This is a genomic window from Nocardia altamirensis NBRC 108246 (assembly GCF_001612685.1).
GTDB lineage: Bacteria > Actinomycetota > Actinomycetes > Mycobacteriales > Mycobacteriaceae > Nocardia > Nocardia altamirensis.
Window position 1 is genome coordinate 41780 of sequence record NZ_BDAY01000075.1, and the last position, 19794, is coordinate 61573.

The 19794-nt window shown below is 65.2% G+C and carries 15 protein-coding genes and 3 tRNA genes; 9 read left to right on the forward strand and 9 right to left on the reverse strand.

Annotation, left to right across the window (positions count from 1 at the left end):
* Positions 1–28: 28 nt before the first annotated feature.
* A complete protein-coding gene (locus NA11_RS33145) occupies positions 29–2599 on the forward strand; it encodes an ATP-binding protein (RefSeq protein ID WP_141717971.1) in 2571 nt (856 codons plus the stop codon).
* Here NA11_RS33145 and NA11_RS44250 read toward each other — a convergent pair whose 3' ends face one another.
* The 3 genes from NA11_RS44250 to NA11_RS33160 form a co-directional block, all read right to left on the reverse strand.
* Positions 2600–4183, reverse strand: a complete 1584-nt coding sequence (locus NA11_RS44250; RefSeq protein WP_084655271.1) for a hypothetical protein — start codon at positions 4181–4183, stop codon at positions 2600–2602. It abuts the gene before it with no gap.
* Positions 4184–4370: 187 nt separating this feature from the next.
* Complete coding sequence (locus tag NA11_RS33155) at positions 4371–8510, reverse strand: NACHT and WD repeat domain-containing protein (RefSeq protein WP_167837783.1); 4140 nt, start codon at positions 8508–8510, stop codon at positions 4371–4373.
* The gene (locus NA11_RS33160) at positions 8503–9372 is read right to left on the reverse strand and encodes a PGAP1-like alpha/beta domain-containing protein (RefSeq protein WP_218023426.1); all 870 of its coding nucleotides are present in this window, start codon (positions 9370–9372) and stop codon (positions 8503–8505) included. Before NA11_RS33160 ends, NA11_RS33155 begins: the two co-directional genes overlap by 8 nt.
* Before the next feature lie 193 nt (positions 9373–9565).
* Here NA11_RS33160 and NA11_RS33165 point away from each other — a divergent pair, with 193 nt between their 5' ends.
* The 6 genes from NA11_RS33165 (at position 9566) to NA11_RS33185 (ending at position 12869) form a co-directional block, all read left to right on the forward strand.
* Positions 9566–10219, forward strand: a complete 654-nt coding sequence (locus tag NA11_RS33165) for a maleylpyruvate isomerase family mycothiol-dependent enzyme (protein ID WP_069166013.1) — start codon at positions 9566–9568, stop codon at positions 10217–10219.
* Between the two features lie 172 nt (positions 10220–10391).
* A complete protein-coding gene (locus tag NA11_RS33170; RefSeq protein WP_069166014.1) occupies positions 10392–11528 on the forward strand; it encodes an alkaline phosphatase PhoX in 1137 nt (378 codons plus the stop codon).
* Positions 11529–11737: 209 nt separating this feature from the next.
* Complete coding sequence (locus tag NA11_RS33175; RefSeq protein ID WP_069165997.1) at positions 11738–12169, forward strand: nitroreductase family deazaflavin-dependent oxidoreductase; 432 nt, start codon at positions 11738–11740, stop codon at positions 12167–12169.
* 423 nt (positions 12170–12592) lie between these two features.
* A tRNA-Tyr gene (locus tag NA11_RS45925) sits at positions 12593–12672 on the forward strand.
* A 13-nt stretch (positions 12673–12685) separates the two neighbouring features.
* Positions 12686–12759, forward strand: a tRNA-Glu gene (locus NA11_RS33180).
* Positions 12760–12792: 33 nt separating this feature from the next.
* A tRNA-Glu gene (locus tag NA11_RS33185) sits at positions 12793–12869 on the forward strand.
* A gap of 339 nt (positions 12870–13208) precedes the next feature.
* Here NA11_RS33185 and NA11_RS33190 read toward each other — a convergent pair.
* From NA11_RS33190 to NA11_RS33200, 3 genes are all read right to left on the reverse strand, one after another.
* On the reverse strand, positions 13209–14015 hold the full coding sequence (locus NA11_RS33190; protein ID WP_084655272.1) for an SGNH/GDSL hydrolase family protein: 807 nt from the start codon (positions 14013–14015) through the stop codon (positions 13209–13211).
* A gap of 282 nt (positions 14016–14297) precedes the next feature.
* Positions 14298–15674 (reverse strand): right-handed parallel beta-helix repeat-containing protein, encoded by a 1377-nt coding sequence (locus NA11_RS33195; protein WP_167837784.1) that lies wholly within the window; start codon positions 15672–15674, stop codon positions 14298–14300.
* A 490-nt stretch (positions 15675–16164) separates the two neighbouring features.
* On the reverse strand, positions 16165–17175 hold the full coding sequence (locus NA11_RS33200; RefSeq protein ID WP_141717973.1) for a hypothetical protein: 1011 nt from the start codon (positions 17173–17175) through the stop codon (positions 16165–16167).
* Positions 17176–17665: 490 nt separating this feature from the next.
* Here NA11_RS33200 and NA11_RS46815 point away from each other — a divergent pair, with 490 nt between their 5' ends.
* The gene (locus NA11_RS46815; protein ID WP_141717974.1) at positions 17666–18103 is read left to right on the forward strand and encodes a hypothetical protein; all 438 of its coding nucleotides are present in this window, start codon (positions 17666–17668) and stop codon (positions 18101–18103) included.
* An 8-nt stretch (positions 18104–18111) separates the two neighbouring features.
* Positions 18112–18348: a GNAT family N-acetyltransferase gene (locus NA11_RS46820; RefSeq protein ID WP_069166001.1), complete on the forward strand. Its 237-nt coding sequence runs from the start codon at positions 18112–18114 to the stop codon at positions 18346–18348.
* 64 nt (positions 18349–18412) lie between these two features.
* Here the strand turns inward: NA11_RS46820 and NA11_RS33215 are convergent, their stop codons facing one another.
* The 3 genes from NA11_RS33215 to NA11_RS33225 all read right to left on the reverse strand — a co-directional run bounded on the left by NA11_RS33215 (position 18413) and on the right by NA11_RS33225 (position 19782).
* Positions 18413–18784 carry a VOC family protein gene (locus NA11_RS33215; protein ID WP_069166016.1) on the reverse strand — a complete coding sequence of 124 codons (372 nt, stop codon included), beginning with the start codon at positions 18782–18784 and terminating at the stop codon, positions 18413–18415.
* Entirely contained in the window at positions 18784–19182 is a 399-nt protein-coding gene (locus tag NA11_RS33220; protein ID WP_069166002.1) for a VOC family protein, read from the reverse strand. Before NA11_RS33220 ends, NA11_RS33215 begins: the two co-directional genes overlap by 1 nt.
* Positions 19183–19392: 210 nt before the next feature.
* Positions 19393–19782, reverse strand: coding sequence for a nuclear transport factor 2 family protein (locus NA11_RS33225; protein ID WP_069166003.1), 390 nt, complete (start codon positions 19780–19782; stop codon positions 19393–19395).
* Positions 19783–19794 lie beyond the last annotated feature (12 nt).

Below are 19794 nucleotides of genomic sequence, written 5' to 3' on the forward strand. Positions count from 1 at the left end.
GCGCCGTGGCGGACTAGTGTCCGTGAACATGGGTGCTCGAGACCATTCCGAGAGACCCGGCTCGACACCGGGTCCGGACGCGTTCGTCGGACGACAGCAGGAGCTGGACCACATCATCACGCTCCTGCTGCGCTCATGGCGGCTGATCACGCTGGTCGGCCCCGGCGGTATCGGCAAGACCCGGTTGGCCTCCGAAGCCGTCGCCCGATTCCAGCGAAGCACCGGCGTCGCGGTCCACTGGGTGCGGTTGGCGCGCTTGGCCGCCGGTACCGACGCGACCGCGGTGGCGGAACAGATCGCGCACGCGGTGATGGAAACCGACTTCTCGGGTCGCTCGGCGTGGGAGGCGATCATCGACGCGCTCGGCGGCGGCGACGAATCCGCCGCGCAGGTGGTGTTGGTGTTGGACAACTGTGAGCACGTGCTGGAGGGCGTCGGCAGCGCCGTCCACACGTTGACGGCCGCGCTGCCGAACGCGAGCATCGTTGCCACCAGCAGACAATCGATCGGATGGGTTGACGAACAACTGGTTCCGGTGCCGCCGCTGTCGCGCGAGCAGGGCGTAGCGCTGTTCCGCTTGCGTTCGGAATTGACCGGCCGCTCCGTGAGCTATCCGGATCGGGACGAGATGATGGCGCAGATCTGCCACCACGTGAACAACCATCCGCTCTACATCCGGCTCGCCGCAGCACGTTTGGTGCGTGAGCCGCTGCCGATGATCCTGCGCGAACTCAGCGGCGACGCACCGGACGACCGGCGCATGCGCTGGGCGGACGGGCCGAGGGTCGGCGCCGAGGCGCGGCATCGCCGTGTGCTGGACGTCATTTCGTGGTCGTACGAGCTGTGTGACGAGCGGCAGCGCGTGCTGTTCGAGCGAATGGCGGTGTTCGCGGCGGGCTACGACCTGAACCAGGAGGATTTCGCCGACGGAACGGGAATCGACGTCGGCGCGGAACGGGAAGCGATCGAGTTCGTCTGCGCCGATCCCGACGAGGACGCCGAAGGCCGCCCAATTGTGTTGCGCAGAGACGATATTCCGCAACTGCTCGACGAATTGGTCGATCAGTCACTGGTTTCGGTGCATCTCAGCCCGACCATGGCCAGGTACTCGCTGCTGGAAAGCATCCGAGTTTTCGCGCAGCAGCGGCTCGAATCGCGGTCGCGGACCGGCGTCGACGAACGCGCCCGGCTCGAGCGCAGGCACAGCGAGTACTACCGGAACAAGGTGGCCGACGCGGCGACCAACTGGTTCGGCGCCGCCGAACTGGAGTATCTCGATTGGGCGCGGGCGGCGTGGGACAACATCCTGACCGCGATCGATCGCAGCCTGGCCGCGCCGGGGCAGGCGCCGGTCGCCCTCGACATCTGTCACGGGCTGCTCGCGATCCGGTTGCCCTTTCTCGGGTGCTCGTTCCGTGAGATCCGGATGTGGTCCGAGCGGACGCTCGACGCCATGCGCGTCCTGACGACGGAGCCGACCAAGAATCAGGTCGAGACAACCGCATTGGTGGTCTGGATCGCGCTGTGCCAAGGCATGCGGGACGACGCGGAGGCGCTGCTCGACGAATGCATGCGGATGTGTCTCGGCGACGGCGCGGCCGGGTGGCGCGAATCGGCGGAGACCGACCTCGGTGTGCCCGCCTCCGTCGAATTCGCGTGGGGTGTAGATCTTTTGCTTGCGCGAAGCGACCCGAGATCGATCGTCGTGCTGCGCAGATCCGCCGAGAAGTACCGGAGGGACAACGAGGTCGGCGGATCGGTCATGGCCGAACTGTTCGCAGCGTTGGCGGCCGCGGTACTCGGCACTGCGTCCGAGGCGGACACATTGTCCACGAGATACCTTGCGCGAGTGGAAGGCTCGGGCGCCTCCTGGGTGCATTCGTGGGCCCGCCTGACCCGGGCCATCGCGCTGAATCGGATCGGTCGGCCTGCGGAGGCATTGCAGACAGGGCGGGAGGCGCTCGGGCACGTGACCGGCATCCGAGACCGGTGGGGCGGCCTGTGGGCAGTCCAGTTCCGCATCTGGTCGCTGGCACGGCTGATCGAGGGATGGCAGGGCGACAAGGCGAACCGGCAGCGGATGATCGCGGCCGCCACCGAGATCGCGCAGCTCGCCGGCGGCACGCACACGCTGCTCACGAAGACGAACATCGACGTGAGCCGACTCGGTCCCTTCTCGGCGGAAACCACGAAAGCCGTCGCGGTCGGGCAGGCAGTACTCGGTGCGGCGGCGTACACGGCGGCGGAAGCACAGGGGGCCGCGCTGCGGCCGGAACTCGGCGAAGTGCAGTTGCTCGCCATGGGTGCGCTGTCGCTGCATCGGGCGCAGCACGGGTCCGACCGGGGATGGTCGTCGCTGTCGCCCGCGGAGGCCGAGGTGGCGATTCTGGCGGCGGCGGGCTGGACCAACAACGCGATCGCCGTCCGGCGCGGGATCTCGATGCGCACCGTGGACGCGCAGGTCGCGTCGGTGCTGCAGAAGTTGGCGATCACCTCACGCGACGAGATCGTCGAATTCGCGCCGCACGACCTGCGCGAGCGAGTGTCGGCGGAATCCGATCGGTCGCCGGGCCGGCAGCGGCGGCGGCGCGGCAAGTAGTCAATAGCCGCGGGGGCCGCGGTTCGGGTCGGCCTGTTGTACCAGCTTGGTGAGGTCGGAGCCGTCGGGGCTCACACGCCTTTCGTCCTGCAGGTATTTGATCGCCGCCGCGGCGTTGGCTACCGGGTCGTAGATGTTGGTGGAGGTGCCGATCTGGTGGTGTGCGGCGAATACTTCCGGGATGGTCTGCCAGGGACCTCGTGACGATCTTCCTGGTGCACCGTCGGGCCGTTGCGGGCCCCTCGCGTTGATATCCCAGGTGTTGACCTGATATTTGGGTGAATTGTATTGGGATTCACGAGAGGCGATGGTGAGCATGCCGCGCATCCAGTTGTCTCGTGCCACCGGATCCGTGATGCCGAGCTTGTCGAGCGCTTGGTTGACGAATTGTCGGCAGGCTTCCTCGCCGTTGGCCCACGTGCCTGCGTTGCCGTAGTCGAGTTGATCGGGGGTGAGCGCGCCGGGGTTCGGCACTTTCCCGAGACGTGCCGCGGCTTCTTGGATCTGTTCCTGTGCTCCGCGGACCAACTGGTAGGAGGCGTCGAGCGCGTCGAAGATTCTCGAGAGGAGCGCCCGTTCCTTCTCTCGATCGAATTGACCCGTACCCGACATCGAACCTGCTTGCGCGGGAAGGACTCCCTCGGTCAACGCGGACACGGTCTGGCCAAGCGAAAGAGGTCCGACAGTTGTCGGTATGCCGTCGGCAGCAGTGAGCGCGCTGTTGAGATCATGAACGATGTTCCTGATGCTGGTCATCGCGGTGGCGGCAATGCCTGCCGTGTCGGCGGTTGCGATGCCGGTGCGGTTGTTCTGTTGGTGCATCGTTTTCTTGGTCGCGTCGACGGCGCCGATGTGCGAGTTGTACGTATCGACCGCGACGGTGTGACCGGGGGAGGCGAGGCCGAGATCCTGGAGTAGCTGCCAGGCATCGGGGGCAGGTGTCGGTGTTCCGGGTGCCATCAACTTGTCTGCGCCCCGGAAGGCTTCTTCGGCCATCGCGATGACGTGGCAGAACCCGTTCGAGGCGCCGACGGGGTAGTGCAGCCTGATCTGATCGCGCTTGTCGTCAGGTGGCGCGTACACCGTCGCGAGGGTCTCCCGGTTGCTGCCGAGCAGAACCAGGCGACCGTCATTCGTCACCTGCAGGCCCGCTATCCGACTCTTGTCGAGGTCTGCGAGATCAGCTGACCACAGCGAACCGTAGTTGTTGTCCGTGTAGCGCGGTTGTCCTGTGCCGGTGACGTATCCGTTCAGTGCGAGCCCGTCATTGCCGAGGTAGAGCCTCGCGTGCGGATCGGCGTAGCCGTTCTGGTTTGCCAGCCCCTGCGTCCACAGTGTCTTGCCGTTCAGATCGGACAGGGTCACCTGCGAATTCTTGACCTGCACGGTGAAGTTGCCATTCGGGGACGTCCGTGAGTCGCCTTCGCTGAGCGAATGTCCTTTGAGCAGTGTGTCATTCGTAGCTGTTGTCGGCGCCGTCTCCAACGTATCCCGCAGCAGATGCTCGAAGCCGGCACTGCCGGGGGCAGCCGTCGGCAGTGCTGGAGTTGTCTTGCCCGAGTCGGCATTCGCGGGGTTGGTCATAGATGCACTCGAGTCTTGCCCGTCGGATTCTCATTTCATCACTGCACCTACCGGCTCGGCTGTTGCTGCCGACGACGTTTCGTCGATTGTTCCGCCTCCCCATGCCTGGGATGCATGGCCCCGAGCTGTCATCGGCGGATACGACAGCGGTCGGCTCCGATTACAGACCTGCGAAAACCGTTGTGCGTCAGTCGGTCGCGACCGGACCGGGGATGGCCGATCGAATGTCGGTGACCTCGAGTATCGCGAGCCCGTCCCCATCGCGAACGCAGAGGATGTCGGCGTCGAGGGCGACGACCCACGGCGTCGACCGGCGGCGGATCGTCGTGAGCGGACGGCGGGTGAACGGCTCGACGATCCGCACGGTGTCGGTATCGTCGCCGACAACCATCAGTGGGTGCCCGTCGGGGTCCCAGCTGACGCCCAAAGCGGTGATGCGACTATTCCCGTTGCGCGGCACCGGTTCCCACAATGGCTCCGCGGTCACCGCATCCCACACGTGGATGGGCTCGTTCTCGGCGGTCGCCACCACGACGGGTCGCCCGTCGGGTCCGGTCGTGAACGCCACCGCCACCTCGGCGGTGCTACCGTCGAACGAGCGATCCGACATCGGTTCTCCGGTGGTGATGTTCCACAGGGTCAGCGTGGTCCGTTGGCCCTTCTCCGGCGGCCTCGACCGCAGCGTCGCCAGCGCGAGCACGTCACCGGAAGGGCCGCCCGCGAAGCCTGCGATCGCCAATCGGGTGTGTACATCGGGCCGTAGCAGTTCACGGCGGGCCACACGGTGCGCTCGCCCCTTGGTATCGACTCGCCATAGCCTGACCTCGCCTGTCGACTGCTGCGCCGTAGCGACGAAGGGATCCCCCGTGGCGAGCAAGCCGCAGCCGATGACATCGACTGGTGTGTCCGCTCGAACCGATTGCGTGACAAGGCGACTGCTGGCGACCTCGAACAGCCGCACGCGCCCTGCGGTGTCCGCGGTGGCGAGCAGCGGTCCGGCGGCCCCCGGCCCGAAGGCGATCGCGGCGATGCCGGTGAGGTGACGGTGGCGGATCGGCCACTGTTCGTCCAGCTGTGTGGTGGTTGCGATGCGCACCTCGCCCGAATCCGTGCCGATCGCAAGATAGTTCGCCGGACCGAGCGCCAGCTGGGGCACCTTGCCGCTGTGTTCCAGCTGGGTCGGCTCGGCGTCGAGGTCCCAGATGCGCACGCCCCCCTGCGTATCCGCGGACGCCGCGATCGATGATTCGGATCTGGGCAGCGCGACGGCGTTCACCGCGTCGCTGTGTCCACGCAGTACGCGCTCATCGATCCGAATCCGGCCGTCGCGATGTCCGGTCATGAAAGCCCTTGTGCCCCCGGATATCCCGAAGTCGATCGCGGTCAGATTGTCTTCCCCGACATGCGTGGTGGCCCGCACAAGGCGACTCTGCAGATCCCAGCAGTGGATCTCGCCGCCGCGATGCACCACGGCGAGCTCGTGCGAGTCGCCCGTCGACTCTCGCGAAAATGCCAGGGCCACAATCTTTTCGCGATTGTCCCCAGCCAGTTGACCGACTTCCGTGCCGGAGTCAACCGCGAACAAGCGGACCAGCCCATTCCGGTCCCCGGTCGCCAGCAGCAGTTGATCGTCGACCCCGGAACCGACGGCGAGCGGCAGCTGCCCACCGAATACGTCCTTGAAGTCGAGAATCAGCGCGCGTGCATTCAGGATCGTCCGTGTCCACGACCGGGTTGCCACCGGTACCCGGATTGTGCTGACTGCCTTCTCGGTGCGGGCGTCGACGACCACCAGCGCCATGTTCTCCTGTCGGAGGTGTAAGAGGCGGTTGTCGACGCCGACCAGCCGGTCCACGCCCATGAGGTCCCGCGTGCCCGCGACACCGATCGCGTCGACGTGCAGCTCACCGTCCTGTTCGGACGGTCCGCCGATGGGACGTCCCGACCGCACGTCCCATACCTCTGCCTCGTCACCGCCGCGGGTAACGGTCACCAGTAGTGGCCGATCCGCGGGATCGTCCGCGAATGCGATGTCGGAGATCTCCGAACGGTGCGCACGGAACGCGAGAACACTGTCGTCGCGGGCCGCCCAGGTGCGCACGGTCCGGTAAGTGGGTGTCAAGGTCGAGGCGGCGAACAGCTCCGGATCGGCGGCCACGACCGTCGCGGCCTCCGTGAGGTGGGCGAGATTGTCCGCGGGATCCTGGGTGAGCAGCGGGCTCGCGCGCCGGTAACTCCGGATCAGCGGATCGTCGGGCGCCAGTGCGGTGAGCACCGGGGCGAGGATCGCTGGGTCGGCAACGGCTGCGTAGTCGGCCTCCGCGAGAAGTACTTCCACCCATTCCGCGCCCGCGTCGCGGGCATGCTCAGCGAGATAGGTGCGGATGTAGGGGTGTGCGTCGCGCCATGAGCCGGTCGTCCGGGCCTGAGCGAGCAGGGTTTGCACGATCTGTTCGCTGATCCGCGGCACTGGATCGGCGCCGCGCAGATGCGCGGCGAGCAGCTCGTGGAAGGGCCGGAACACCGACCGGTCGCCGAGTCCGACGTCCTCGATGATGTAGGCCCCTGCGTGGTGCAGCAGCCACCGCACATCGTCGTCGTCGATCGCCGGGCCGCCCTGCACGGCTGCGATCGCCCGCGCCACCGGCACCCAGACGTTCTCCCACGGCAGGCCGGGCCCCTTCGCCCATGCCAACGCCCCCAACAGGATTCGCGCGATCTCCGCACGCGGCCCGAACCGCAGCAGGTCCTCGTCGAAGGCCGCCGCCATCGAAGGCGGCACGTCGCCTATCGGCTCCGCGCGCGAGCGCACCGCGAGGGCGAGCGACCGAGCGATGAAGAACGAATCGGTCTCGGCAGTGGACGCTTTCGCCGCGATCGACTCGGCGACCTCGGCCGTCGACGCCTCATCGACACCCTGGTAGGCCGTCGTGACGCCCGGTTCGAACGCCGCGACGAGCAGCTGGCGCACGTAGGAGACCAGCGCGCTCCGATCGCGATACCGCTCGGCGTCGAGATCGACGACCAGATCCGGGGATGCGAGCCGGTCGAGCAGGTGCCTGCGCATGCCGACGGCAACCTTGATCGCCGCCACCTTCGGCAGCGCCTGCAGGAATTCGAGGAGGTCGACCGGAGTGGCTGCCTCGTCGATCGCGTCGACGACCACCCGGTGGGTTGTCGTCGCCTTCGACGACATCAATTCGGTGAGAATGGCATTCGCCGTCGTGCCCGCAACGCCCAACGATCCGGCGATGGCGGTGGCGACCTGGCTGGTGTTCAGGCCGCGTGCGTGCACGCCGACGACCTCGAGCTCCTCGGGGAGCAGCACGCCTGCGCGCAGGATGAGCGGATTCCGTAATCCGGTGCGCAGCAGCTCCTCTCGACTGTGGATGGCGCTGAGCTGAGCGGGCAGCGCGAGCAGCGTCGATTTCCCCGAACCTGGGCTGCCGGTGACGACGGCGATGCCGGGGTCGGAGCTGGTGAGGAAGCCTGCGAGGTCCTCGAGTGCGCGGATGCGGCCGTCACGGCCGGTGAGGTAGAAGCCGTCGAACTCGGGCCACTGGCGCTGCTCGTCGATGGTGAAGCCTGCGACGTGCGGCTGGAAACCCGGATTCGGGAAGAACGGCAGCAGTCCGGTCACGCCGCGGCGAGCGGGCGGAAACCAGCGCGCCTCCTGGTCGATTCCGGCGCGGGCGGTGGCGCTGTTGATCTCGCCGACGAGGATCTCGAGGCTCAAATACCGTTGCGAAGGACCAGTTCTCGGGTTGCGCAGGTATTCGCTCAGCGCCTTCGCAAACGCACCGTCTTGCGCGTACTCGATGGTGTCGGCGCTGGCCATCACCCACAGATTGGCGTTGCCGATGCCCTGCAGCAGGCTGTGCATGCCCTCGATGAGCGCGGAGGTGGAAAAACAGCAGTCGAAGATGACCAGGACCGCCGGTTGCTCCGCCGCGGGCTCGCCGTACTCGTCCAGGCGCAGGAAGTAGTCCTCCAGCAGCTCCCGCGTCGCGATCGCGGTGGCCGGTAGGTCGGATCGGGTGCTCGTCAGTGGCAGGTAGTACTTGTTGTTGAACTGCAGGCCGTGCCCGGTGTAGTAGACGATGACGGCCGATGCCCGGTCCACCGCACTGCGCAGAGTCGCCAACAGCTGCGCTCGTTCCACGTCGAGCAGGAATCCGTGCCCATCCTCGTCTATCGGTGAAATGCCCAGGGCACGAAAGGTTTCCACGACCTGCCGCAGCGAGGTCGGGACGCGGTCGAGAGTGTCGAGATCATCGCGCGCATAGTGCTGGGTGCCGACAGCGACCAGCACCGGCGGGTCAACCAAGGCTCTGCCCGACGGCTGCGCCGGTCGCCGCGGTATTGAGGTAGCGCTCGACGGCATGCGGCGCGTCCCCGTTGTCGACGAGCCGGTCCAGTACGCCATGGCTGCCGTCGGCAGGCGGGAACAGCTCGGCGAGTTCCTTGCGAAGGGGCACGACATCGTTACGCTCGGCGACGTTGACCCATCGCGAAATACCTTGCGGCCATACCCCTTTCCCACTCTCGGGGGCGGGCGTGAGGCGGTCGAAGATCAGATTCGGCACCCCGAGCGGCGAGCCGAGGGTGATCAGCGTCTCGACCGACGACTCTGCCGTGCAAAGGAACTCATAGGCCACCACCGAACCCAGCGAATGCCCGACCAATACCCGAGTATCAGGACCGATCATTGCCGAAACCCGTTCCAGCACCTTGGCTTTGACATCCGGTTCGGCCAGGAAACGCACCGCCTGCTTCACATTGCCGATCAGCGCTCGCTGCGCCACACCCGCGAACGTGCGCGATTGCAGCAGCTTCGCCACCACGACCTGCACGGCTGCCCGACCCGGTCCCATCGAGTCCGCGGGCGGGGCGAGTTCCGGCTCGACCCTGATGGCCTCGGCATACAGCGCGGTCAACAACTCACGCTCGGGTCCCGGCTGCACATCGGCGACCGTGAACTGCGGCCCCTGCGCTGCCATGGCGCCGGCAGGACGGAACAGGTCGCCGAAGAACGCCACCCGAAGATCGTCTGCCGCGAGCCGTTGGGCCGCCGCGTCATACCCGGCCGCAACCAGCCCGTCGCGCAGCGCGGCATGCCACGCGGCCGCCAACTGATAGCCACCCTTGTACTGCTGCGCGATTCCGTGCACGCCGACCACCACGGCCACTTGATCAGCGTAGAAGCCCGGCGGGATGCGGTGGTCCGAATGACCTGAACTGGTATTTCGAAAGCCGCGGTGCAGACGCCGATGAATCCGCGCCCGTGTCCTCGTCTGCACTACGGATGACGCTGAGCGCACGCGCGGCCGTTGCTCGATGGACCGCGTCACACCTCGTGCTTGCCCGAACTTGGAGGTTTCCATGTCGAACAATGTTGCTCGCGAGGCTCTTTGGGCGCTCGTGCACGCCGAACGCGCGGCCCTGGCCGACGACCTTGCCGCCTTGAACGACGAGCAGTGGGGCCAGCAGTCGTTGTGCGGGGACTGGGTGGTCGAGGAGGTCGTCGCCCACCTCACCGCAGGCGCGAGCATCGGCCGGCTGCGCTGGCTGTCCAGCGTCCTCGCCGCTCGCTTCGACTTCGACCGGCACAACAATCGACAACTCGCCGAGTACCGCGGTGCGACCCCCGCCGAAACCCTCGAACGTTTCCGGGCAATCATTGCGAGCACCACCGCACCCTCCGGCCACACCGCAGCCTGGCTGGGCGAGGCGGTCGTCCACGCCCAAGACATCCGACGCCCCCTCGGCCTGCCCCACACCCCGTCGACGGAGGCCGCCACCGAAGTAGCCCGCTTCTTCGCCGCCCGCAACTTCACCGTCCCCAGCCGCAACACTGTCGAGGGCCTGCGACTGGCAGCAACCGACGGTCCGTTCGCTATCGGAAAGGGCCCCTTGGTCACCGGAACAACAATCGCACTGACCATGGCAATGGCCGGCCGCCCCACCTACTGCGACGACCTCTCCGGCCCCGGCGTCCCCACACTCCGCACCCGGATGCCCACCGGCACCACCTGACCGTCCAACGGCGAGAGCACCAGTTGAGTGGGAATGGAAAAAGGGTTGTGCGTCAGCATAATTGTGGGCGATCTGGTCAACCGTGCATGGATCGTTCACAGCCCTGACGATCCGTGGTGTGACTGCCATACGGCCCTGTCGGGCCGCGTTCATTACGCGTTGGAGGATGGTTGTGGATCGTCGTAACTTTCTGCGGGTCAGCGTGATCGGTGGATCCGCTGTTGCGTTCGGTGGTGCTTCATGGCTCGAGGCTTTCAGTGCAGGCGCCGAGGCGGGCCAGTCGCCGTACGGGCCGTTGGCGAAGCGGCCGGACGGCAACGGCGTGTTCCTGCCGAAGGGCTTCACCAGCCGGATCGTGGCCCGCTCGGGAAAGCAGGTGGCATCGTCGAACTACACCTGGCATCCCGCGCCGGACGGCGGCGCCTGTTTCGCTGACGGCCCCGGCTGGATCTACGTGTCCAACAGCGAGATCGACGCCACCGGTGGCGTCGGTGCGATCAAGTTCGCCGCGGACGGGTCGATCGTCGGCGCGCACCGCACGCTGTCCGGCACCACCCGCAACTGCGCCGGTGGTGCCACGCCGTGGAACACGTGGTTGTCCTGCGAAGAGGTGGAGCGCGGCGCCGTATTCGAAACCGACCCATGGGGTGTCAAGCCCGCGGTCCGCAGGCCGGAGATGGGGTTGTTCACCCACGAGGCGTGTGCCGTCGACCCGGAGCGCAAGGTCGTGTACATGACCGAGGATCGCACCGACGGCCGGTTCTATCGTTTCGTTCCGGCGGTCTGGCCCGACCTTTCCGCAGGCAAACTCGAGGTTCTCGTGGAGAACGCAGGAACCGTGAGCTGGCGGGAAATCCCGGATCGGTCGGGAGCGTCCACGCCGACGCGGCGGCAGGTGCCCGAGTCGAAGGCGTTCAACGGCGGCGAGGGCTGCCACTACGCCAACGGAACATGCTGGTTCACCACAAAGGGCGACAACAAGGTCTGGGCGTATAACGCGGCGAGCAGCCAGCTTTCGATCATCTACCAACCTGGCGGCGGTGCGCCGCTGTCAGGAGTGGACAACGTCACCGGCGCGTCCAACGGTGACTTGTTCGTCGCCGAAGACGGCGGCGACATGCAAATCTGCATCATCGCCGACGGCGCCGTCGCCCCGTTCCTTCAGGTGGATCGGTCGAGCTTGTCCGAGATCACCGGGCCCGCCTTCAACCCGGCAGGCGACCGCCTCTATTTCTCCTCCCAGCGCGGTAACCGAGGCTCGAGCAACGACGGCATCACCTACGAGGTGATCGGTCCCTTCCGCCGCTGACATGCTGCGTACCCGTCGGAATACATGATCTTCCGGCGGGTCAGGAGATATCGCCGACCCGCGTAGCGAAATTCCGCCCGGTAGGCCGAGGATATCTTGCGCTGTAACGGAATTCGTCTGGAATGCCACCGGTGGGAAGCTGGCCGGAGTGGTAGGCCGATACGGATGACTAGGGTGGGGCGTCCTACGGCCGTCAGAAGGGTTGGATCATGCCCAGTGTGTTCCCGTATGTACTGAAGGTGCATCAGTGGGTGTACGAGAACAGTGGCGGGTTGGTCGGCCATCGGGTGCTGCTCGGAAAGCCGACGCTGTTGCTGCGGACGGTCGGGCGGAGGACGGGCCAACCACGAACGTCGGCGTTGACCTACGGGCGGGATGGCAAGGACTACTTGATCGTCGCCTCCAACGGCGGGGCGCCGCAACCGCCCGGGTGGCTGGCGAACCTGAAGGCGCAGCCGCAGTGCGAGATTCAGATCGTGCGACGAAAGGTGCGGGTGGCGGCGCGTCCGACCTATCCGGGCGACCCGGAGTACACCCGCAGGTTCGCGATCATGGACGACGTCCTCGACGGCCAATACGCCACCTACCAAAAGCAAACGACCCGACCGATAGCCGTGGTGGTGCTCTCACCCGCCAGCTGACCAGCTCCGTTGCGATCTGCGGCGGCTCGTCGTCCACGCCGACGCGGCGCTCGCGAATAATCGGTTTCGGAGACGGGAACGCCGGTGCTAGTTTGGATTCAGCGACAACGGAAGGTAACGGCAATGGGCAAGCACATGGGGTATCCGCAGATGCGGTTCTGTGCTGTCGCTGAACGCTATGCGGCGGAGGAATCTTCGCTGTCCTATGCCGAGTCATCCAGTTACACAGGCGATCCGTAGACGAGACCGACGGTCACATCACAGGGTCGCGCCAAGGCTGACAGCCACGGCAGCGGCCCTTTTTCGTTACTGGCCGTACGCCATAGAAATCAACCATCCGCGCCCGATGCAGGGCGCGGGAATGCGCTTTGAAAATTGCACAGTGATCACGTCATAAAACGAGCGGTTCAAGTCCCGTACTCGGGGGGCGAGGAGTCTGGTGACTCAGCCTGACTGTAAATCAGGTGCTATCGCGCAGGTAGGTTCGATCCCTACCGCCCCCACGGCCGCACATTAGGCGCAGTGCTCTGCTGGTTCGGGCACCCTGACTTTCACTCAGGACTACGTCGGTTCGATTCCGATCTGCGTCACACCCGTTCAGCTCAGTGGAAGAGCGACGACGAGGCCCCGTGCTCTGCTGGTCTGGGCACCCTGACTCTCGATCAGGACGACGCGGGTTCGATTCCCGCCGGGGTCACCAACTGGATCGCACCGCCTCTGTGGCATCGGTGGTCCTGAACATGTTCTCTACCAAGGAAAGTCAACCAGGCAGGGCCTGGGATCGCGTGCTAAGCGAATCGAGGTCGATGCGACCTTGGGGATCGTGCCCTCGGCTTTCCGCACTCCCTCGCGAGCGATCTCGTGATCGGCGTGATCACTGGGAAGGTCATGCGGACCGGCGTCCGTCACCGTTTCGAAAACGGCTGGTCCACGAGCGTGGATGGGGATCGACACCTCGGCTTTCCGCTCCGGTGAGACCGGCTGAAGTCAGGCCGGTCTCACGGGCTGCATGGCCCGCTCGCGCGAAAACCGTTCGTGCTCAGTTGGTTTGGAGATGGTCGTAGATGGTGCTCGCGACCGCGCGCATACCCGCGTCGTTGGGGTGGAACGGCATGAGGCGATAGATCTCGCGCAGCTGTTTCGGTAGTCCTCTGACCCAGGGTTCGCTCGATCCGAGTGCGTGGTCGAGGCTGTATTCGTTCATGGGGATCAGGTCCGCGCCGGATGTGGTTGCTGCGCGGGCGAATACCTCGTCGACCTGGTCGCCGAGGTGACGGAACGCCCCGACGGTGGCGTCGTCGAGCGGCACCTCGTGGCTGTAGCAGGTGTCGGGACCCATGACAGCGAGGTAGCCGACCAGCAAGACTTGAGCGTTCGGGGCCCGGTCCCGGACGGCGTCGACGATGCGGACGAGATTCGTTGCCGCGCGGTCGATGTCGTCGGAGGTGGGTTGTGGTACTCCACCTCGGGCGAGCTGCGTCGCAAGGGGGTGGGTGTGCGGGTCGGTGGACAAGCGTCCCGCGCTGCCGAGCTTGATCATGCTCCCTGCGTATTCGAGATCGTTGCCACCTGCCGTGATGGTGACAAGATCCGCATCCGCCGGGAGGCTGTCCAGCTGTGGTGGGTAGGTCTTGTTGAGTAGACGCTGCGGGGTGTCGATGATGGTGTCGGTGGTGGCGCCGGACACCGTGACGTCGGTGAGTTCGGCCCCGAGCTTCTCCGCGAGCAAGTGCGCGTAGTTGTTGGCCGAGCGATTGGCTGCCTTGTCGATGATCGGCTCGATGTCAGGGCCCGACGCAAACGAACTCCCCAGTGCGACAATGTGTTTGAACTGCGTGGCGCTCATCGATTGCCTCCTGTCATCGAGCTGCGGGTTTGCTTGCTAGCGCACGGGTCGTCCCATGACGTATGAGGGTGTGGCCGATCACGCGCGATGACACTGCGCTGCCGAGATCGCATCTGGTCGACGGCAATGAGCCTTGACAATGCTAACCGTCGCTGCGGCACCTCGGGGCAAACTGCCTCGACATGCGGTCCCCATGCGCCGCGACGGCCCGCGCTGGGCCGTCGCGGCGCGGTGGATCAGGCGGTGCCCACCGTCCGGCCAAGGACCGCACGGCATTGCCTCTCAGCGACCGGCGGTGTTCGTCGACCACAACGGCTGGCCGCCTGCGGTGTAGACGACGGTGTTGCCGTCGTTCTGCACCGCAAGGGTCGAGCCGTTGGGGTTCGTGCCGGTTGACCAGATCGGTTCGCCCGCCGAGCTGTAAACGACAAAGTTGCCGTCCTTCTGCATGATGGCGACCACGCTGTCGCGGCCGTCGGTCGCGGTAGCCCAGATGGGGTTGCCGGTCTGCGTAAGCACAAGGTTGCCGTCAGTTTGCAGGGTAAGTGTGAAGCGGCCGTCGCAGGAAGACAGCGACTGGCCAGGATAAAGGCCCTCGTCGTGCCGTATGACCCCGCAGCCGGTGGGGGAGGCGACGGGGACGCGCAGGATCGGCGCCTCGGAGATCCGCAGCACATGCTGGAGCTGCGCGTACTGAAACTCCGGCTGGAGTTCGGCCCCGGCCACCGACTGGAACTGGAAGCCGGTCGGCGCCGACTGCAGACCGTTGCAGCCGAGGCCGGGAGCGCCGACATGCCTTGCGCGGTCGACGTTTCCGGTCACGATCCAATTCGTGACGCCGTTGACGGCGTAGCCGTAGCCGATGTTCATGCCCTGCAGCGTGTTTCCGGTCACGGTGGCGCCGTAGTTGGTGTCGGTCGCGCAGTTCCAGACCGCGGGGCCCATCGCGATGCCGACCTTGATGAAGTGGCCCTTGCCGTCGATCACGTTGTTCTTGACCACGGTCCCCGTGTAATTGCCGCCGACAGGGGCGAAGTCGACCATATTGATGCCGCCGAGTAGTTGGCGGGACATTGCGACGATGGTGTTGTTCTGGATGGTGGAGCCAGGGGCACCGAAAACAACGATGGCGCCGTCGGTCGCGTCGGTCACGGTATTGCCTTGGACGAGGCTCGATCCGCAGGCGAGCGAGATACCGTCGGCCCAGGTTCCGTCTTCCTGGCCTGCTGGCCCGATCTGGTTGTCGACGATGCTAGCCCGCTGACACTGGGGCACCTTGTTGGTGACGGCGCCCTCGATGAAGTGCAGCGCCGACCAGCTTCGCGGCTCGCGGACGACCGTGTCCCGCACGGTCTGGTCGGTACCGGCGCCACCCATCACGATGAGGGCGTCCCCTTTCAGACTGCCGAGGGCAGGACGATTTCCGTCGACCTGCACGTTGCGCAGCACCGCACCGCTTTGTCCGACGCCGTTGACCGCCGAAGTCTGGTTGCTGCCGCTGACGAGGAGCACGGCCCGCGTTCGATCGGTCGGATAGCCTTGCGTCGACACCTCCTGGCTGGGTGCCGTGAACGTGATCGGCGCGGCAAGTGTGAACACGGCATTGGGACACAGCACGGCCTTGGCGCCGGTGCCGACCAACGCGGCGTTGATGTTCACGTCAGTACCCGACGCGATGCATCCCGTCGCGGCGGTGGCCCCCACCGCGTGAAGGCCAACGGTCGCTGCGGCGCCTACTGCCACAGCGATGATCGCCGCAGCCAGCTTTCGCCGGGCCGACCATCGTGTCCGTGCACCTGCGGTGCTTGTTTGATCGTTGGGATCCGTGTCGCTTGTCGACGCGGGGATGAACGGCATGAATGCCTCCAGAATGCGGAATTGGGAAGTGGCGGTTGATGTTCGAACAGTTCCCTGCCCGAGTGGACCGGGCCCACTGGCCCATCAACGCTCGACCAACCGGGTGACGCAACGAACGAGCGGAGCCCCGATCCGGACAGATCGGGGCTCCGCTCGAGTTATACCGAAGGTGTTGGAAGAGAATAGATTCCCGTGCGCTCGGGATGAGGGCGCAGCTGTGGCGCTGGGAGTACTATCACCTAACGCTCCCATGATTGTCAATCGCACAAGCCTCGCGGTTCGCGGTCCGGGCTCACGGCATGGGGTCTCGAGACCAGGATGCGCCTGACTCGGTTATCCATGGCGTCATCTTTTCGTGCAGTGCACGCAGCGCAGTCGACGTTCGTGCCGGTTCGGCACCCATATCGAGATCCATGAATCGCACGGTCGTCAACTCACCCACGCGCTGAACGGACACGGTGACCTGTCCGGGCTCGCCACGAACAGGGTTGAGCGACAGTCCCACATCCACCCGGTCGGCCCGACGGGCAACCTCGGTGACGTCTACCCAGAAATCATCACCGTAGCCTCTGAACACCTGTTGAGCATCGTTGCGCATTCGTTCGACGGTCAACTCGGCTGCTTCCCCCTTCCATATCGCCCCCTGTGACTCCGTATCGAAGACAACTCTTCTGAGGTCGACACCGTCCTTGGCCAGTTGATAACGGAGCTGTGCAGCGAACCGAGGGTCGTAGCTTTGCTCATAGAACGTCGCACAGACCGGGTTGACCCGCCTCAGCCAACCGTCCTCGACATGCCAAACACCGAAGCCGGAAGAACCTAGTTCCGGCTTCTCCTGCAGTTCGTAAAGAATTCCGTGCCACCCTTTCCCCGTAATGAGTTTGCCGTTTTTGTTCATCAGGAAGTCGCCCCAGCCGCTCGGTTCGAGGTTGACTGGCACATTGTGCTGGTCGTACATCCGACCTGACTCGTCGAAATGGGGATAGATAACCTTGTCGCGCCAGTCCGACAGATCAGTACTATTCGACTGGCTGACTCTGTCTGCCGAGCGGAGCTGCGCCACCTCATACGCTCTAGGTGGCTTCTCGAACGTGCCGTTCGGCGCGCTCTGCCCTTTCGTGGTCGCGCCCACATTCGACTCGACACCTTTATCCTTGCCAAGGAGTGTGTGCATATTCTGCTCTGCCCGACTGCCAAAGTTTCGAGGCAGACCCGATGCGGCCGCACTACCCGTTTCGATCCTGTCCGATAGATGCGCGAGGAATCTTCCCCATGCTTCGATCGCCGCTCTGTTGTAGAACACTTCCGTCAGGTCCTGTCAGTACACCTCATCCCCCGAGGTCGCCAGCGCAGCCCGGACTGTACGCCGCCCGGAAAGTGGGCTCGCTTGCCACCGTTGGCGATACGACCTATCGGCCCCGGCCTGCCAGTACGCTCACGGCGCGCCGAAGCCAAGGCCGCCTGCCACTGCCACAACGCACCAGACGGAGTACACGATGGTGAGATAGTCGGCCTGTCCGGCTGTTTGGACCCAGCGATGAGCGAGTGAACACCCCGCTGCTGTGTGTGAACGGCGTCGGCAGTGTCACTGCTGCCGTGACGGCGGCCCATCGCCAGAGGTCACGGACCACCACTGGGAGTGCGAGTGCAGGTCGACGGCTCCGTCCATTTCGTAGAGTTGAGGGCATGTCGCCATCGACAATGTCCAGCGGCCCGCCGCGCAGCGTTGCGCCCGCAGGGCCCGGGCAATGTGGTGGCCCGTCCGCTCGCCTGATTCGAAATGATCCGCATTGGTGACCTTTTCCGGAATCGCCCAGCGGCTACAAAGCCGAGCCACCGAGGTAACAGAAGCCGTTGCTCACCTCGGTTATCTGCGACGGTCGCTCACTATCGTCAAGGGAGTCGAGAAGATGGAACAACTCGACAAACCCATGAGACGGGTCGGTGGTGAGCTCCCGGCGATCGGACCCGCGACAACCGCGGACTTCGCACCGCTGATCAAACGCTTCGGCCAATGGTGGTATTTCCATAGTTGCCTGCGCAAACAAGCCCGAGGCGATGGCGCCCTGTTCGTCGCCCGTGGCTACGACGGCGGACCGTTGGGGCACGGGTTCCTCCGGCTCGAGGAGGCGGAGGAACCCGAGATCAGTGCCGGGCTCCCCGGCATTCCATTGATCACCCATCTGCAGGTGGCCGAGGCCGGACAGGGCGTGGGATCGGTTCCGACCTGATCTCGCGGATGGAGCACTACGCCCGCACCGAGGCAGGCCGGAACCGCATCGCCCTGGCGGTCTTCCCCAGCAACGCCGGTGCCATGCGGCTGTATCGGCGGCTGGGATACACCGACTGGGGCAACGGCACAGTCCAGTGCTACGACACTCTCGAACGGGACGACGGCACCGTCATCCGGGTTCCCGACTCGGAGGAAGCCCACGTCATGGTGAAAGACCTTGCCGACAGTCCCGATCGGACCTGAGACCGCGCCCAGTCGAGCTGGGGCGCGGTCGTGGTTGCGGGCGTGCTGAACAGGCAGTGCAGTACTACTCCTGAAGTACGGACAAGACGTTGCCTGCGGGGTCGGTGAACCAGGCGATCAAAGGGCCGCCACTGCCGCGGTGGATGCCTTTCTCGTCCTGTTCGGCGAATTCGTAGCGTTCGAAGGTCACGCCACGGCGGGTCAGTTCGTCGACGGTGGCGTCGATGTCGGTAACCGGGAAGTTCAGGATCGTGAACGTTGCGGGCGTGTGGTCGGGTTTCGGGTAGGCGATGACCGAGCTACCGCTGCCGAGGTGCAGTTGCAGCAGTCCGTTCTCGTCGGAGACCTTGAGCCCCAAGGTTTCGGCGTAGAAGGTCTTGGCCGCCTTGATGTCATCTACCGAAAATCCACTGAACGCGTTGCTGTCGGCGAGCATCATTTGCCCCTCTCTGCCAGTTCGGCGCGGTGCTGCGGGCTCAGCTGGATGAGTTGGATGTAGTTTCCGTCGGGGTCGATGGCCGTCGCGAACAGACTGCCGTCGCGATCGTCGAGCTCGGCCAGCCATCGCCCGCCGAGGTCGTCGATGCGGCCGACTATCGCTCGGGCGTCGTCGACGTCGACGTTCAGGATCACCCGCGCCGGTTCGGGATTCGTGGGCCCGACATCGTCGCGGGTGTCGATCAAGAGGTAGAAGCCGCCGAAGTCCAGGAGGTCGTAGCCCGGCTCGCCGGGCGTGTGGTCGATCTTCAGTGCGAAAGCCGTTGCGTACCAGTCGCGAAGGCGCGCAGGGTCGGTGCTGGACAACAACAGACTGCCGATCGTGGGTGTAGTCATACAGATAAGACGAGGCGAGACAGACGAACTAATCGGTGCGACGGCCAGGGTGCCGTGGTCGGCCACCGAACCCACCCAGATCGCTAGCGCCGAGGTGGGCGGAACCAGCTCACCAGACCTGACCACGCACGCTGAACGAGATTCGGTGCGGGGGAGGGGTCACTCCGCACCGGATCGGAGTCGGGAGGTCTCAACGCCGGGTAGCGCTTGTCAGAACATGGTGTTGTCGTTCTCGGCGGCAGCAGGCACTACCCGCAGTACGTCCCAATGCTCGACAATCCGACCACGCTCATCGAGACGGAATATATCCATTCCCGCGTAGTCTGCACCGCCGGGCCACGTCTGATGGCAATGCAGAACCACGTAGTTGCCCTCGGCGATGACGCGCTTGAATTCCACTTGCTTGCCGGGGTATTCGGCTGCCATACGCTCGAAGTAGCCGATGAAAGCCTCTTTGCCGTCGGCCACCCCTGGATTGTGCTGAATATAGGTGTCCCCGACGTACCTTTCAACGGCTTCGGCCGGGCGACTCTGATTGAACATCAGATCGTAGAACGCCGTAACAGTGTCCTTGTTATGTTCCAGCGGATCAGGGCCCATAAGTCATCACCC

Coding starts and splice junctions, on each gene's coding strand:
- NA11_RS33190 (WP_084655272.1), bottom strand. CDS start 14,015: ATGAGCGCCACGCAGTTCAAACACATTGTCGCACTGGGGAGTTCGTTT.
- NA11_RS46820 (WP_069166001.1), top strand. CDS start 18,112: ATGGAGCACTACGCCCGCACCGAGGCAGGCCGGAACCGCATCGCCCTG.
- NA11_RS33165 (WP_069166013.1), top strand. CDS start 9,566: ATGTCGAACAATGTTGCTCGCGAGGCTCTTTGGGCGCTCGTGCACGCC.
- NA11_RS44250 (WP_084655271.1), bottom strand. CDS start 4,183: ATGACCAACCCCGCGAATGCCGACTCGGGCAAGACAACTCCAGCACTG.
- NA11_RS33175 (WP_069165997.1), top strand. CDS start 11,738: ATGCCCAGTGTGTTCCCGTATGTACTGAAGGTGCATCAGTGGGTGTAC.
- NA11_RS33215 (WP_069166016.1), bottom strand. CDS start 18,784: ATGCTCGCCGACAGCAACGCGTTCAGTGGATTTTCGGTAGATGACATC.
- NA11_RS33225 (WP_069166003.1), bottom strand. CDS start 19,782: ATGGGCCCTGATCCGCTGGAACATAACAAGGACACTGTTACGGCGTTC.
- NA11_RS33220 (WP_069166002.1), bottom strand. CDS start 19,182: ATGACTACACCCACGATCGGCAGTCTGTTGTTGTCCAGCACCGACCCT.
- NA11_RS33145 (WP_141717971.1), top strand. CDS start 29: ATGGGTGCTCGAGACCATTCCGAGAGACCCGGCTCGACACCGGGTCCG.